Source organism: Ideonella sp. BN130291, assembly GCF_036231905.1.
Lineage (GTDB): Bacteria > Pseudomonadota > Gammaproteobacteria > Burkholderiales > Burkholderiaceae_C > CAMLIZ01.
In genome coordinates this window covers 29,060-44,515 of record NZ_JAZARE010000010.1, presented here as the reverse complement: position 1 = coordinate 44,515, position 15,456 = coordinate 29,060, and the positions used below count along the sequence as shown (strand labels likewise).

Sequence of the window (15,456 nt, the reverse complement as noted above, 5' to 3'; positions counted from 1 at the left end):
TAGGTAATACGAACCGGTGAATTGACGCGCTCGATATAGCGCGAGAGCCTCAGCTTGGCGCATGCGAGAGCACGCCTGGAAGTCCCATCGGTTCATCTCGTGCGGCCGACCATCGTCATCGAGCAATGGTAACTAGAGCCATACGCCGACTGCCATTTGTCAGTGGCGGACGTCTCGGTTTAACCCGCCACCCGCCACCCGCCTATTGCGGGGTCGCCCTAAGTGAATGACTTTGAAAGATGGAGAGTCAGCCACGCGAGCCGGGCTCGCCGACTGGCAGGATTGACTGCACAGTCTCGAGGCCATCTGGCGGAGGGGGCGGGATTCGAACCCGCGGTGGGCTATTAACCCACACACGCTTTCCAGGCGTGCGACTTAAACCGCTCATCCACCCCTCCCGGAATGGAAACGCGGATTCTAGTGCAAGCCGCGGGCCTCATCGAACCGGCGGTGTGCCGGGCCGTGTGGCGGGGGTCTTGATGAGGGCCATCGCGCTGCCGATCAGGGCCGACACCTCGCTCAGGCTGCTGGGCACGATGAGGGTGTTGTTCTTCTGCGCGAGCTGCGCGAAGGCGTCCACTGCACGTTCGGCCACCTTCAGCTGCACGGCCTGTTCGCCGCCCGGCTCGCCGATGGCGGCGGCCACCTGGCGGATGGCCGATGCCGTGGCTTCGGCCACCGCCACGATGGCGGCTGCTTCGCCTTGCGCCTTGTTGATCTCCGCCTGCTTGGCGCCTTCGCTTCGCGCGATGAACGCCTCGCGTTCGCCGGTGGCGATATTGATCTGCTCCTGGCGCCGGCCTTCGGAGGCCGCGATCAGCGCGCGCTTCTCGCGCTCGGCAGTGATCTGCGCCTGCATGGAGCGCAGGATCTCCGCCGGCGGCGTCAGATCCTTGATCTCGTAGCGCAGCACCTTCACGCCCCAGTTGAGCGCCGCCTCGTCCAGCGAGTTGACCACCGAGGCGTTGATCTGGTCGCGCTCCTCGAAGGTCTTGTCGAGCTCCATCTTGCCGATCACGCTGCGCAGCGTGGTCTGCGCCAGCTGGGTGATCGCGATCACGTAGTTGCTGGAGCCGTAGCTGGCCCGCATGGCGTCGGTGATCTGGAAGTACAGGATCCCGTCGACCTGCAGCTGGGTGTTGTCCCGCGTGATGCAGACCTGGCTTGGGACGTCCAGTGGAATTTCCTTCAGCGAATGCTTGTAGGCCACGCGCTCGATGAAGGGCACCACGAAGTTCAGGCCCGGCGTGAGCGTACGGTCGTACTTGCCCAGGCGCTCCACCACCCACGCGTGCTGCTGCGGAACGATGCGGAAGGTGCGGGCAACGAAGATGACGACGATGATCGCGACGATGAGTGCGACTTCCATGGCTTTCCTCAAGCAGGGCGGGTGGGCGCGACGACGAGGCGGTTGCCGTCCATCGCAACGATGAAATGGTCGCCCGGTTGGGGCGTGTCCTGGCCGCCGTAGGCCACGGTCCAGCGTGCGCCGCGGTACTGCACGTGCGCCGAGCCGTCGGGGTTCCAGGCGGCCACGTGCACACGTTCGCCGATGTCCAGGTTGACGTCACGGTTGGCGCTGGCCGGCGCCGTGCCCGGCTGCTGGCGCCGGCGCCAGTGCCACAAGGACGTGGCGGCCCCGCCCAGCACGGCGGCGGTGAGGATCTGGCTGGGCAGCCCCGCGCCGGCATGCGCGGCCAACGCCCCGGCGGCAGCGCCCAGCGCCAGCATCAGCAGGTAGAAGGTGCCTGTGGCCAGCTCCGCGGCCACCAGCACCCCCGCAACCACCCACCACAGCGTGGCGGCGTTCGAGTCCATCGGCGTTCCTCCTGTTGCAGGCTTGCAGCGTGCCACAGTTTCCCAGTGCGGCGCCTGACTTTCGCAGGCCCTACACTTCGCGCTTTTCCGCCTCCCCCCAGCCGCCTCCACCAGGACCGCCGCGATGCTCCGTTTTCACTTTCCGATCGTCATCATCGACGAGGACTTCCGCTCCGAGAACACCTCGGGCCTTGGCATCCGCGCGCTCGCCGACGCCATACAGAAGGAGGGCCGGGAGGTGCTGGGTGTCACCAGCTACGGCGACCTGTCGTCCTTCGCGCAGCAGCAAAGCCGCGCCAGTGCCTTCATCCTGTCGATCGACGACGAGGAGTTCACCCCCGGCCCCGAGCTGGACCCGGCGGTGCTGAACCTGCGCAAGTTCATCGAGGAGATCCGCTTCCGCAACGCGGAGATTCCGATCTACCTGTACGGCGAGACGCGCACCTCGGAGCACATTCCGAACGACATCCTGCGCGAGTTGCACGGCTTCATCCACATGTTCGAGGACACGCCGGAGTTCGTGGCGCGCCACATCATCCGCGAGGCCAAGAGCTACCTTGATTCGCTGGCGCCGCCGTTCTTCAAGGCGCTGATGGAATACGCCGAGGACGGCTCGTACTCATGGCACTGCCCGGGCCATTCCGGCGGCGTGGCGTTCCTCAAGAGCCCGATCGGCCAGATGTTCCACCAGTTCTTCGGCGAGAACATGCTGCGCGCCGACGTGTGCAACGCGGTGGAAGAACTGGGCCAGCTGCTGGACCACACCGGCCCGGTGGCGGCCAGCGAGCGCAATGCGGCGCGCATCTTCAACGCTGACCACTGCTACTTCGTGACCAACGGCACCAGCACCAGCAACAAGATGGTGTGGCACCACAACGTGGCGCCCGGCGACGTGGTGGTGGTGGACCGCAACTGCCACAAGTCCATCCTGCACTCGATCATCATGACGGGTGCGATCCCCGTGTTCCTCACGCCCACGCGCAACAACCACGGCATCATCGGCCCCATCCCGCAGAGCGAGTTCAGCAAGGAATCGATCCAGAAGAAGATCGCGGCCAACCCGCTGCTGGCCGGCGTGGACCCCAAGAAGGTGAAGCCGCGCATCCTGACGCTCACGCAGAGCACCTACGACGGCGTGCTCTACAACACCGAGACGATCAAGGGCATGCTCGACGGCTACGTGGGCACCTTGCATTTTGACGAAGCCTGGCTGCCGCACGCGGCCTTCCATCCCTTCTACGCCGGCTACCACTCGATGGGCAAGCACCGCCCGCGCCCGAAGGAAGCGATGGTGTACGCCACCCAGTCCACCCACAAGTCGCTGGCCGGCCTGAGCCAGGCCTCGCAGGTGCTGGTGCAGGATTCGCAGAAGAACAAGCTGGACCGCCACTTGTTCAACGAGGCGTACCTGATGCACACGTCCACCAGCCCGCAGTACAGCATCATCGCCAGCTGCGACGTGGCCGCCGCCATGATGGAGCCGCCCGGTGGCACCGCGCTGGTGGAAGAGAGCATCCGCGAGGCACTGGACTTCCGGCGCGCGATGCGCAAGGTGGCCAAGGACTACGGCAAGGACTGGTGGTTCAAGGTGTGGGGCCCCGACCGCCTGGCGCCGGCCGACATCGGCAAGCCGGAGGACTGGATCCTCAAGGCCAACGACAAGTGGCATGGCTTCGGCAACCTGGCCGCGGGCTTCAACATGCTGGACCCGATCAAGTCCACGATCATCACGCCGGGCATGGACATGAGCGGCAAGTTTGCCAAGACCGGCATCCCGGCGAGCATCGTCACCAAGTTCCTGGCCGAACACGGCGTGGTGGTGGAGAAGACCGGCCTGTACTCGTTCTTCATCATGTTCACCATCGGCATCACCAAGGGCCGCTGGAACACGCTGCTCACCGCGCTGCAGCAGTTCAAGGACGACTACGACCGCAACCAGCCGATGTGGAAGATCCTGCCGGAGTTCTGCGCGCTGTTCCCCAAGTACGAGCGCATGGGCCTGCGCGACCTGTCGCAGTCCATCCACGAGGCGTACGCCAAGTTCGACATCGCGCGGCTCACCACCGAGATGTACCTGTCGGACCTGCAGCCGGCGATGAACCCGACGGAAGCGTTCTCGCACATCGCGCACCGCAAGACCGAGCGCGTGGGCATCGACGAGCTCGAAGGCCGTATCGCCACCTCGCTGGTCACGCCTTACCCGCCGGGCATTCCGCTGCTGATCCCGGGCGAGCGCTTCAACAAGAAGATCGTGGACTACCTGAAGTTCGCACGCAGCTTCAACCACCAGTTCCCCGGCTTCGACACGGATGTGCACGGCCTGGTGGAAGAAGACGACGTCGCACCCGGTGAGCGCACCTACTACGTGGACTGTGTGAAGGCATAAGCCTTCACGCGCTGCTGGCTAGCGGCTGTGTGAAGTGAGGCGTGCCAGGGGCAGCGACGCGCTCACGCCCGGCGTTGCGCGGCCGGCGCGCTTGCCGGCCCGTTCACCGTCCGCCACGGCCGCGGGCCCCTTGCTGCGCCTTTGCGCCAGGCCCACGGCCAGGATGTCGATCACCAGCAGGTGCAGGATGCGGCTCACCATCGGCAGCTGCGTGTCCACGTCCTCCTCATGGTCGACGATGAGCGCGATGTCCGCCTTGCGCACCAGCGGTGACTGGCTGGCCGTGATGGCGATCACCTTCGCGCCGCGCGAGCGGGCCATGTCCGCCACCTCCAGCAGCTCGGCGATGCGGCCGCTGCTGCTGATGATCACCACCACATCGCGCGCCTTCAGCGTGCTGGCGGCCAGCGCTTGCAAGCGCGGCTCGCTGTAGGCGCCGCTGGCGATGCCGAAGCGCAGGAACTTGAACTGCGCGTCCTGCGCCACCACGCCGTACTGGCCCACCGCATGGAACTCGATGCGGTCGGCCTCGTTGAGCAGCTCGATCGCCTGCGCGATGGTTTCGCGGTTGAGCTGGTCGCGCACCTGCAGGATGGCCGACGCCGTATTGCCCAGCACCTTGGATCCCAGCTCGGCGATGGAATCCTCCCCCGTCACCTGCGCATGCGTGACCGGCATGGTGCCGGTGAGGCCGGAGGCCAGCCGCAGCTTGAAGTCCGACAGGCCTTCGCAGCCCAGCGAGCGGCAGAAGCGGATCACGGTGGGCTGGCTCACCTGCGCTGCCTTGGCGATCTCGGCAATCGGCTCGTTCAGTGCCGTGCGCGGCTGCGCCAGCACATGCTCGGCCACCCGCTTCTCCGCCGGCGACAGCCGGTCCAGGCCGCGCCGGATCTGCCCGAGGATGGGTGAGCCGGCGTGGGTTTCCAGCCGGCGCAGCTGCGCTTCCAGGATGGCCGACGCGCCGATGAAGGTGGCGTCCTCGGCGGTGATCACGTAGGTGGGGATGGCGCTCACGTAGTGCGACAGCCGGCCCTTGTCCTCGAAGCGGCCGCGGAAGGACGAACGCTCGAAGTAGGCGCCCAGGCGCGGCACGATGCCGCCGCCGATGTACACGCCGCCGCGCGCACCCAGCGTCATGGCCAGGTCACCGGCCGCGGTGCCCAGCACGCCACAGAACACATCGATCGCTTCGGTGCACAGCGGGTCGCTGCCGTCCAGGCAGCGGCGGGTGATTTCCGGTGCGCGCAGCGGCTCCGCCTTGCGGCCGGCATGGTCCACCAGCGCGCGGTAGATCAGCTCCAACCCCGGCCCTGACAGCAGCCGCTCGAAGGACACGTGGCCGTGCTGCATCTCGCGCCAGGCGAAGCGCAGGATCATCAGCTCGCGCTCGTCGCGCGGCGCCACGCTGGCATGGCCGCCCTCGGCGCCCAGCGCCACCCAGCCGCCATCGTTGGACGGGATCAGGCCCGACACGCCGAGCCCGGTGCCGGCGCCGATGACGCCCACCACGCTGGGCTCGCGCGCGGTGCCTCCGCCCACCTGGCGCCTTTCGTGCGACGCCAGCCGGGGCACGGCCATGGCCAGGGCAGTAAAGTCGTTCACCACCACCAGCGTTTCGAGGCCCAGCCGCTCCCGCATCTGCTCGATCGAGAAGTGCCAGTGGTAGTTGACCATGCGCACTTCGTCACCTTCCACCGGGTTGGCGATGGCCACCGCGGCATGCTCAATGCCTGCGGAGGGCACGGTGGCCAGGTAGGCGCTCACGGCCGCATGGAAGTCGGCATGGTCCGCGCTGCGCAGCGATGCCGTCTGTTCGAACCGCCCAGGTGCTGTTTCCAGCGCGAACCGCGCATAGGTGCCGCCGATGTCGGCGATCAGACGCGGGCTGTCGAAAGGGCTCATTGACGGTGCGTGGGTTCGAGGGTGCGGTATTGTCCAATGGTTTGCCCCTTTCTCCCCCTTTGCCAGCTGGTACGGTAGTTCGGCTACTTCGCCGATACCGCTTCGGCGTTCGCCCTGGTCGGCAGCGTGGCACCGGTGTCTTGCGTCGGCAATGTAGTTTTGCTACCTTCGCCTTTTTGGGCATTCAACAAACAAGGTCAGTGTGGTCAAGATCAACGAGGGAGACATCCGTCCGCCGGCAGCAGAACTGTCGTTGCCATGGCTGGTAGCGGATGTGGGCGGCACCAACGCCCGCTTTGGCTGGGTCGACGGCCCGGACCTGAAGGTGCGGCATGTGGTCACCTTGCCGGTGGCGCAGTACGCCGGCCCCGCTGAAGCCGCGCGGGCCTACCTCACGCAACTGGCGCCGCTGCTGGGCGGGCCGGTTCAGCCGCCCCGCATGGCGGCCATCGCGGTGGCCACTGCGGTGGCGGATGACCTGGTGCGCTTCACCAACAGCCATTGGCGCTTTTCCCGCCGTGCCTTGCAGGCCGACCTGGGCTTGCAGACGCTGTTGGTGCTGAATGACTTCGAGGCACTAGCCTTGTCCTTGCCGAAGCTGGACGCCTCTCAACTGCGCATCCAGGGTGAGTTGCCCCAACCGCGTGGCACCTTGGCGGTCATCGGCCCGGGCACAGGCCTGGGGGTTGGTGGCGTGGTGCAGACGCCGCACGGCTGGGTGGCCGTGTCGGGGGAGGGTGGCCACGCGACGCTGGCGGCTGCCGACGATTTCGAAAGCCAGCTGCTGCGCTGGGTGCGCCAGGAGTTCCCCCACGTGTCGGCCGAGCGCCTGCTGTCGGGCATTGGCCTGCCGGTGCTGCACCGGGCCGTGGCCGGTGTGCTCGACGTGGCGGCCGATCCCTTGCCGGCCGAAGCCGTGGTGGAGCGTGGCCTGGCGGACCGCGCCAGCGTCTGCGGCCGCACGCTGGACGTGTTCTGTGCGTTGCTGGGCGGCTTTGCCGGCAATGTGGCGCTCACCTTGGGCGCCCGCGGCGGGGTGTACATCGGCGGCGGGATCGTGCCCCGCCTGGGCGATCGGTTCTTCGAGTCTGGTTTCCGGGAGCGCTTCGAGGCGAAGGGCCGGTTCCGGCCTTACCTGGCGCAAATCCCGACGCTCGTCATCATCGACACCCTGGCCGCGCTCACCGGAGCCACGCTCGCCATCGAGCAGCATGGAAGGTGAACTTCATTTTTTGTAGGTTTTCCTAAAAACGCGGTAGTTTGACTACTTCGGCCCCGGAGGCGCCACCCCGCGAGAGCGAGGTGACGCCTTTTTTTCATAGGTGGAACTCGATGGCTGTTGCTGCCGCACGATGTAGTTAGGGTAAATACACACCTAACAAAGTAGCTAGTTTTGGTACAAATACGGGCGGTGAAGAGTGGGTTGGCCCTGTATCACAGGGACATGAGTGGTCTGAAAGAGAGCTGAGGAGAGCCTGATGAAGAATTCCATGCACCAGCGTCGCGGGCAGCGGGCTGGAGAGCGTTCGTCGTTGGACCTGTGGGCGTTGACAGCCACCGCGGGGGCGGTGACCTTGCTGCTGGCCGCTGGGGCGGCCCAGGCGCAGCAGGCGCAGGCCGATACGGCAGCGGGTGCGCAGACGGTGGTGGTCACCGGCATCCGCAAAGGCATTGAGGACGCGATTTCGGTCAAGAAGAACTCCGAGTCCATCGTCGAGGCGATCTCTGCCGAGGACATCGGCAAGCTGCCGGATGCGAGCGTGGCCGAGTCGATCTCCCGCCTGCCAGGCGTGACGTCGCAACGCAGCTTCGTCACCGGCCGGTCCCAGAACGTCAGCGTGCGGGGCTTCGGCCCGGACTTCAATGGCGGCCTGTTGAACGGGCGTGAACAGGCTTCCACCGGCTCCAGCCGCGCGGTTGAGTTCGACCAGTACCCGGCTGAGCTGCTGGCCAACATCGTGATCTACAAGACGCCGGATGCGGCGGTCATCGGCCAGGGCCTGTCCTCGACGATCGACATGCAGACGGTGCGGCCGCTGAGCTTCGCCAAGCGCGCAGTGGCGGTCAACTATCGCAAGGAGAAGACCACCAAGGCCGAAAACGCGCCCGGCTACAGCGAAGGCGATGGCGATCGTGTCTCGCTGTCGTACGTCGACCAGTTCGCCGACCGCACGCTGGGCGTGGCGCTCGGGCTGACGAAGTCGAAGTCCGAAGGTGGCACGCGCCCCTTCTTCCGCACCTGGGGTGGCTGGGTGCCCGAGGTCGATTACGACCACGACAACAATGCCACCACGGCCCCCATCAAGGTCAAGACACCCGGTGGCTTCACCACCGACCTGGAGTCGACGAACTTCAAGCGCGAAGCCGCGATGGCGGTGCTGCAGTTCAAGCCGAACAAGAACTTCGAGTCGGTCCTGGACGTCTTCTACTCGAAGGGCGAGTTCTCCAACCGCAAGCGCGGCCTTGAAGGCCCGGTCGGTGGGCTGTCCGCGGGCGCCAATGACAGCGGCGGAACGCTGACCAACGCCACCATCGAGGGTGACGTCGCGACGTCGGGCACCTTCACCAACTGGCGTGGTGTCATCCGCAACCACAACGAGGACTACACCGACAAGCTGGAGTCGGTGGGTTGGGCCAACAAGCTCACCGTGGGCGACTGGCGCCTGAACACCGACCTGTCGTACTCCAAGGTCAAGAAGGACGCCACGCGCTTCGAAACCACCGCCGGCCTGCCCGGTGACGTGAACAACCCGAACGACACCATCACGTTCAGCGGCTTCAACGGCAGCAACCTCGATCAGGTGCACTACACCACCGGCCTCAACTACGCCGATCCGTCGCTGATCAAGCTGACGGACGTGCAGGGCTGGGCGGGCGCCACCGGCGTGCAAGATGGCTACTACGCCAACCCGGTCACCACCGACAAGATCACCGCCCTGCGGCTGGGCGCCGGGCGCGACATGGATCTCGGGCCGGTGAAGGGATTCGATTTCGGCGCCAACTTCTCCAAGCGCGAGAAGGAACGCGTCACGCGCGAAGGTGCGTTGATCGTCCCCGGGGCCCTGGATGCCAACGGCAATGTCATCAACCGCTTTGCGGCTGCCGACATGCCGGGAGCCTCCGCAGGCGTCGGCGGCACCACCGGCATTCCTGTCCTGACCTGGAACCCGGCGGGGTCGCTGGGCTCGGTGTACCAGCTGAATCCCTGGTCCGATGCGGACATCGTGGCCAAGAGCTGGGGTGTCGAAGAGAAGGTCACCACGGGCTTCGTCAAAGGCAGCCTGGACGGCGACGTCTTTGGCCTGCCCCTGCGCGGCAATGTGGGCCTGCAGGTCCAGAACACCAAGCAAACGGCCACGGGTTATTCCGTCGCAGGCGGTTGCGACGGTGGCACCCACACCTGCCCGTACACGCCGTACAGCGCCGGCCACAACTACACCGACCTCCTGCCGAGTGCGAACCTGATCTTTGACCTGGGCGGTGACCAGGTCGTGCGCCTGGGTGCCGGGCGCGTGCTGGCTCGGGCCGACATGGAAGACATGCGCGGCTCGATCAATGTCACGCTGAACAACAACACCGACGGCAACGGCGTGCGTCTGACGGCCAGCGGGGGCAACCCGAAGCTGGAGCCGTTCCGGGCCAATGCACTGGACCTCTCCTACGAGAAGTACTTCGGCCGCAAGGGCTACGTGAGCGTGGCGGGCTTCTACAAGAAGATCAGCACCTACATCCTGCGAGTCACCACCCCCGGTGTGGAGTTGGCGCCCTTCGTGACGCCGTCCACCTCGCTGCCGCCCAGCGGCAGCACGGTCGGCGACCTGACGCAGCCGCGCAATGGCACCGGCGGCAACGTCAAGGGCATCGAGCTGGCCATCAACCTGCCGTTGAACATGATGACGTCCTACCTGGACGGCTTCGGCATCGTGCTCAACCACAGCCACACCACCAGCTCCATCAAGCTGGCCACCGCGGGCGTGGACGTGCAGAACATCGGCGTCACCGAGATCCCGCTGCCCGGCCTGTCCAAGGATGTGACCAACCTGCGCTTCTACTACGAGAACTACGGTTTCCAGATCGCGGCAGCGGTGCGCAAGCGCTCGCAGTACCTCGGCTCCGTGTCGGACTACCAGGACAAGACGCAGCTGGTGTTCATCAGGCCGGAAACCACGGTGGACATGCAGGTCTCGTACGAGTTCAGCAGTGGACCGATGAAGGGCTTGTCGCTGCTGCTTCAAGGCAGCAACCTGACCAACGAGAAGTTCGACCAGTTCGATCCTGCCACTGGCCAGATCACCGAAACCAAGAAGTTCGGCAAGAGCTATCTCGCGGGCTTGAACTACAAGTTCTAGGCCGGAGTGTCTGAACGCGTGGCGTTCTGACGGGACACCCCTGTCGGCCTTCGGGTCGGCAGGGGTGTTCAGCTTCCAGCCGCTGTGTTTTCATTTTTCATCTCACTCAACGGGCGCAATCGGTGATGCAGTCCTTTCCTTTGAAGACCGTCGTGATCGTCGGTGGGGGTACCGCGGGCTGGATGTCCGCCACCGCGCTGGCCGTGGCCCTGAAGGGCCGCTACACCATCCGGTTGGTGGAGTCCGACGAGATCGGCATCGTGGGCGTGGGCGAAGCCACCATTCCGATGATCCAGCTGTTCAACAAGGTGGCGGGCATCGACGAAAACGAGTTCCTGCGGCAAACGCAGGGCACGTTCAAGCTGGGCATCGAGTTCGTCAACTGGGGGCGGATGGGCGACCGCTACATGCATGGCTTCGGCAAGATCGGACAGGACCTGTGGACCGTGCGCTTCGACCAGTACTGGCAGAAGATGCACCGGCTCGGCAAGGCGAAGGAACTGCAGGACTACTCCATCACTCGCACCGCTGCGCTGGCCAACAAGTTCATGCCGGCACGGCACGATCTGCCCAACTCCCCGTTGCGCGACATCGCGCATGCGTATCACTTCGATGCCAGCCTCTATTCGCGCTACCTCAGCAAGCTGGCACAGACGCGTGGCGTGCAGCGCATCGAAGGCAAGATCGTGCGGGTGTCGCAGCGCGAGGCGGACGGCCATGTCGATGCGGTGGTGCTCGAATCAGGGGCCCGCGTGGAAGGCGATCTCTTCATCGACTGCTCGGGTTTTCGCGGCCTGCTCATCGAGCAGACGCTGCACACCGGCTATGACGACTGGACCCACTGGTTGCCCTGCGACCGGGCCCTCGCTGTGCCCTGCGAATCGGCGCCCAAGCTGCTGCCGTACACCCGGTCCACCGCGCGGCGCGCCGGTTGGCAGTGGCGCATACCGCTGCAGCATCGCATCGGCAACGGGCACGTGTACTGCAGCGCGCATGTGAGTGACGATGAAGCGGCCGCCACGCTGATGGCCAACCTCGACGGCAAGCCGCTGGGAGAGCCGCGGCCCTTGAAGTTCACCACCGGGCGGCGCAAGAAGGCCTGGAACCGCAATGTGGTGGCCGTGGGCCTGTCCAGCGGGTTTCTGGAGCCGCTGGAATCGACCAGCATCCACATGATCCAGTCGGCGATCCAGCGGCTGATCGACTACTTTCCGGACGAGGCCTTCAGCCAGGCGGACGTGGACGAGTACAACCGCCAGTCGCAGCAGGAATACGAGCGCATCCGCGACTTCATCATCCTGCACTACAAGCTCAACCAGCGTGACGATTCAGCGTTCTGGAAGGAATGCGCGGCGATGGCGGTGCCGGAGACGCTCACGCACAAGATAGCGCTGTACGCGTCGCGGGGCCGCCTGCTTCGCATCGACAACGAGCTGTTCTCCGAGGAGGCCTGGCTGCAGGTGATGCAAGGCCAGAACCTGGTCCCGCAGAGCTACCACCCGTTGGTCGACGTCCAGCGCGAAGACGACATCGCGGAATACCTCGAGAGCGTGCGCGCCGTCATTGTCAAGTGCGTGGAGCTGATGCCGGATCACGCCCAGTACATCGCGCAGCATTGCGCGGCCAACGCGTAAGCCAGCCGCCGCACGAACCGATCCGCCTGCGGCCTTCGCTGGCTCACGGCTGCCGGAGGAGGGCGCTGCCCGCCAGCGGCGGCAGTTGGATGCTCAGCGTGCCGCCATCGCTGCGATGCGCCTGACCAGTGAGCAGTTCGCGCCACACGCCTGGTGCGCCGTCCGGCAGCTTCACCTGCACGCTGTGCGCCACCGTGTCGTTGTTCGTCGCCGTCACCGCCCAGGTGTCGCCGAGCCGGCGCGCCAGCACCAGCACGTGGTCGTCCACATGCAGTGGCGCCTGCAGCTGGCCGCGGCGCAGCACCGCATGCTCCTTGCGCAAGCCGATGAGCCGCTTGAACTCCTCCAGCATCCCTGTGTCCGGCTTGCCGCCCAGGTCCGCCCACGGGTAGGTGGCACGGTTGTAGGGGTCGTCACCGCCCGTCACACCCACTTCGTCGCCGTAGTACACCGCCGGCGCGCCGGGGTAGGTCATCTGGAAGAACACCGCCAGCTTCATGCGCTGCTTCGCTTCGGCAATCTTGGCCGGGTCGATGACCTCAGGGGTCCAGCCCAGCACGTGGAGGCTGCGCGCCGCGTCGTGGGTGGACAGCAGGTTCATCACCGCATGGAACGCTTGCGGTGGGTACAGCTCGCGCATCAGCTCGAGGTTGGCTGCCAGCACGCCCGCCTTGCCGCCGGCCGCGTAGTCGAGCAACGCGTTGCGGAAGACGTAGTTCATCGTCGAGTCGAAGCTGTCGCCGAGGAAGAACTTGCTGGCTTCGAACCAGGTTTCGGCGATGGTGATCGCGTCGGGCTTGTGCGCCTTGATCGCGCGGCGCCATTCGCGCCAGAAGTCGTCCGGCACCCAGGGCGCCACGTCCATGCGCCAGCCGGCGGCGCCGCGGTCCAGCCACAGCTGCATCACGCCGCCTTCGCCATAGGCAAAACGGCGGAAGCCGGCCGACTGCTTGTTCAGCTCCGGCAGGTCGGTCACGCCCACCCAGCCCTTGAACTGCTTGTCCGCTTCGGCCTGCGTGGTGTCGAAGCTGTACCAGTCGGCATAGGGCGAATCGGGCCGGATCTTGCCGCCCTGGAAGGCGCCTTGCTGCCCGTGGTTGCCGAAGCGGTTGAAGTAGATCGAGTCGGCGCCGGTGTGGTTGAGTGATGCATCGGGCACCACGCGGATGCCGCGCTTGGCGGCCTCGTCGCACAGCCGCGTGAATTCGGCGTTGCTGCCGAAGTGCGGATCGATGTTGCGGTAGTCGGCGGTGTCGTACTTGTGGTTGCTGGCCGCGGTGAACACCGGCGTCATGTAGATCGTGTTGACGCCCAGCCCGGCGATGTAGTCCAGCTTGTCGATGATGCCGGCCAGGTCGCCGCCGAAGAAGTCGTTGTTGTAGACATCGTCGGAGCCGTCGCCCGAGCCTGGGCGGTGCGGTTTGTCCAACCATTCGGTGTGGAACTCCACGCCCTTGTCCTGGTAGCGGTCGGTGCCGGGCTTGGGGTCGTTGCGGCGGTCGCCGTTGCGAAAGCGCTCGGGAAAGATGTAGTAGTACACCGCGTCCTGCGCCCAGGCGGGCACCTCGAAGTCGGCGGCGTACACGGTGTGGCGCAGGCGGCGGATGCGGTGCGGTGCACTTGGCATCAACTCCACCGCCGCCGTGCCGTTGCTGCCTTTCTCGCGCGTCCACGGCACCGAATCGCGGTTGTTGTGCAGCACGTAGGTCTTGTCGCCGATCTGCGCTTCGAAGTAGTAGCCGTAGACGCTGGGTGCGTCGAACGCGTGGCGCGCGGTCCAGCGGCCGTGGCCGTCCAGCTGCATGGGCACGCGGGCCACCGGGCTGTACTCCAGCAGTTCCTGGTTGCCTTCGAGGCGGCGCTTCTCGATCACCAGGGTGATGGCCCGCACACCGGGCCGGGCGGCAACGCCGAAGCTCACCGTGGTGCCGGCCGTCACTGCGCCGAAGGGTGACTTGTCGCGCAGGTCGCGCGAGTCGTGGTGCAGGCTGAGCGCCACCGGGTCGGTGATCGGCTCGCGCGTGCGGTCGATGAAGCTCTTGGGGCCGATGGTGAGCCGCGCCGCGCCGCCGTCCAGCGCGAGGCGCAAGGTATGTTCGCCGCTGAAGGTGAACACGAGGTTGCCCGCGCCACCGCGGCTGTCGGCCCGTGCCAGCGCAAAAGGCGCGGCGGCTTCGATCGTGCCGCCACCGGCCGCTGCGCCGAAGGTGCTGGCATCGCGCCACGCCGCGTCGCCGATCTTGAACTCCAGCCGCTGCTGCAGGTTCACGTTCAGGTAGTAGGCGTCGCAGGACCACTGGAACTCATGATCGTCCGAAGCGGTCCAGTTGTTCATGCCGCCACGCAGGTACAGGGCGGTGTCGCCCAGCGGGGCGGGAGTGCAGTCGCTGCTCATCGGCTTGGTGGAGGCGGTGGCGGCCGAAGCCGCGAAGGCTGCTGTGAGCAGCAGCCCGGCAAGAAAGGAACGCATGGGCCTCAACCCTTCACGCCGCCGGCAGTGAGGCCCGAGACGATCCAGCGCTGGGCGGCCAGGAACACGGCGGTGATCGGCAGGCCGGACAGCACGGCCGCGGCGGCAAAGTCACCCCACAGGAACTTCTGGTCGTTGAGGTAGTACTTGGAGCCCACGGCCAGCGTGAGGTTGGGCTCCTCGCGAAGCAGCACCGAGGCCACCGGGTATTCGATGATGGTGCCCACGAAGGCCAGCACGAACACCACCATCAGGATGGGCACGGCCATCGGCAGCAGCACGTGGCGGAAGGCCTGCCAGTGGGTGGCGCCGTCGACCTTGGCGCATTCCTCGATCTCCACCGGAATGGTCTCGAAGTAGCCGCGGATGGTCCAGATGTGCATGGCCACGCCACCCAGGTAGGCCAGCACCAGCCCGCCGTGCGTTTCCACGCCCAGCCAGGGCACGTAGTTGCCGATGGTCTCGAAGATGGCGTAGATGGCCACCAGCGCCAGCACCGCGGGGAACATCTGCAGCAGCAGCATGCTGTTGAGGATGGCGTTCTTGAAGCGGAACTTCAGCCGCGCGAAGGCATAGGCCGCGGTGGTGGAGATGGCCACGATGAGCGCGGCGGAGATGGTGGCGACCTTGATCGAGTTCCACAGCCAGCGCAGTACCGGGAAGGGCGGCTGCACCACCGTGCCATCGGGTGCGTGGTAGGGGATGCCGAGCGCGAGCTGCCAGTGCTCCAGGCTGATCTGCGAGGGGATCAGCGAGCCGGTGGCGAAGTTGCCAGGCCGCAGCGAGATGGAGATGATGGCCAACAGCGGAAACAGCATCAGCGCGATCAGCGCGCACAGGAAGGCGTGCGCCGCATAGAGGCGCCAGCGCTGGCGCTTGCCGGTGACGAGGGCCATG

The 15,456-nt window shown here is 66.1% G+C and carries 9 protein-coding genes and 1 tRNA gene; 4 read left to right on the top strand and 6 right to left on the bottom strand.

The window, feature by feature from the left end; translation table 11 throughout:
- Window positions 1-307: 307 nt before the first annotated feature.
- From VPH43_RS20515 to VPH43_RS20505, 3 genes are all read right to left on the bottom strand, one after another.
- Window positions 308-398 (bottom strand) — tRNA-Ser (locus VPH43_RS20515).
- Window positions 399-436: 38 nt separating this feature from the next.
- Window positions 437-1,369: an SPFH domain-containing protein gene (locus VPH43_RS20510; RefSeq protein WP_328579619.1), complete on the bottom strand. Its 933-nt coding sequence runs from the start codon at window positions 1,367-1,369 to the stop codon at window positions 437-439.
- Window positions 1,370-1,377: 8 nt separating this feature from the next.
- The gene (locus tag VPH43_RS20505; RefSeq protein WP_328579618.1) at window positions 1,378-1,818 is read right to left on the bottom strand and encodes an NfeD family protein; all 441 of its coding nucleotides are present in this window, start codon (window positions 1,816-1,818) and stop codon (window positions 1,378-1,380) included.
- Between the two features lie 124 nt (window positions 1,819-1,942).
- On the opposite strand from VPH43_RS20505, the gene VPH43_RS20500 reads away from it, so the two are divergent.
- Complete coding sequence (locus tag VPH43_RS20500) at window positions 1,943-4,204, top strand: arginine/lysine/ornithine decarboxylase (RefSeq protein ID WP_328579617.1); 2,262 nt, start codon at window positions 1,943-1,945, stop codon at window positions 4,202-4,204.
- Between the two features lie 18 nt (window positions 4,205-4,222).
- Here VPH43_RS20500 and VPH43_RS20495 read toward each other — a convergent pair whose 3' ends face one another.
- Window positions 4,223-6,106, bottom strand: a complete 1,884-nt coding sequence (locus VPH43_RS20495; protein ID WP_328579616.1) for a glucokinase — start codon at window positions 6,104-6,106, stop codon at window positions 4,223-4,225.
- A 253-nt stretch (window positions 6,107-6,359) separates the two neighbouring features.
- On the opposite strand from VPH43_RS20495, the gene glk reads away from it, so the two are divergent.
- The 3 genes from glk to VPH43_RS20480 all read left to right on the top strand — a co-directional run bounded on the left by glk (window position 6,360) and on the right by VPH43_RS20480 (window position 12,089).
- Complete coding sequence (gene glk, locus VPH43_RS20490; protein ID WP_328579615.1) at window positions 6,360-7,328, top strand: glucokinase; 969 nt, start codon at window positions 6,360-6,362, stop codon at window positions 7,326-7,328.
- A 256-nt stretch (window positions 7,329-7,584) separates the two neighbouring features.
- On the top strand, window positions 7,585-10,455 hold the full coding sequence (locus tag VPH43_RS20485; protein ID WP_328579614.1) for a TonB-dependent receptor: 2,871 nt from the start codon (window positions 7,585-7,587) through the stop codon (window positions 10,453-10,455).
- 125 nt (window positions 10,456-10,580) lie between these two features.
- A complete protein-coding gene (locus VPH43_RS20480; RefSeq protein WP_328579613.1) occupies window positions 10,581-12,089 on the top strand; it encodes a tryptophan halogenase family protein in 1,509 nt (502 codons plus the stop codon).
- Between the two features lie 43 nt (window positions 12,090-12,132).
- Here the strand turns inward: VPH43_RS20480 and VPH43_RS20475 are convergent, their stop codons facing one another.
- Together VPH43_RS20475 and malG are read right to left on the bottom strand one after the other, a co-directional pair.
- Window positions 12,133-14,559, bottom strand: coding sequence for an alpha-amylase family glycosyl hydrolase (locus VPH43_RS20475; RefSeq protein ID WP_328579612.1), 2,427 nt, complete (start codon window positions 14,557-14,559; stop codon window positions 12,133-12,135).
- 5 nt (window positions 14,560-14,564) lie between these two features.
- Complete coding sequence (malG, locus tag VPH43_RS20470) at window positions 14,565-15,455, bottom strand: maltose ABC transporter permease MalG (RefSeq protein WP_328579611.1); 891 nt, start codon at window positions 15,453-15,455, stop codon at window positions 14,565-14,567.
- Between the last annotated feature and the right edge of the window lies 1 nt (window position 15,456).

Coding starts and splice junctions, on each gene's coding strand:
- VPH43_RS20495 (WP_328579616.1), bottom strand. CDS start 6,106: ATGAGCCCTTTCGACAGCCCGCGTCTGATCGCCGACATCGGCGGCACC.
- VPH43_RS20505 (WP_328579618.1), bottom strand. CDS start 1,818: ATGGACTCGAACGCCGCCACGCTGTGGTGGGTGGTTGCGGGGGTGCTG.
- VPH43_RS20480 (WP_328579613.1), top strand. CDS start 10,581: ATGCAGTCCTTTCCTTTGAAGACCGTCGTGATCGTCGGTGGGGGTACC.
- VPH43_RS20510 (WP_328579619.1), bottom strand. CDS start 1,369: ATGGAAGTCGCACTCATCGTCGCGATCATCGTCGTCATCTTCGTTGCC.
- malG (WP_328579611.1), bottom strand. CDS start 15,455: ATGGCCCTCGTCACCGGCAAGCGCCAGCGCTGGCGCCTCTATGCGGCG.
- VPH43_RS20500 (WP_328579617.1), top strand. CDS start 1,943: ATGCTCCGTTTTCACTTTCCGATCGTCATCATCGACGAGGACTTCCGC.
- VPH43_RS20475 (WP_328579612.1), bottom strand. CDS start 14,559: ATGCGTTCCTTTCTTGCCGGGCTGCTGCTCACAGCAGCCTTCGCGGCT.
- VPH43_RS20485 (WP_328579614.1), top strand. CDS start 7,585: ATGAAGAATTCCATGCACCAGCGTCGCGGGCAGCGGGCTGGAGAGCGT.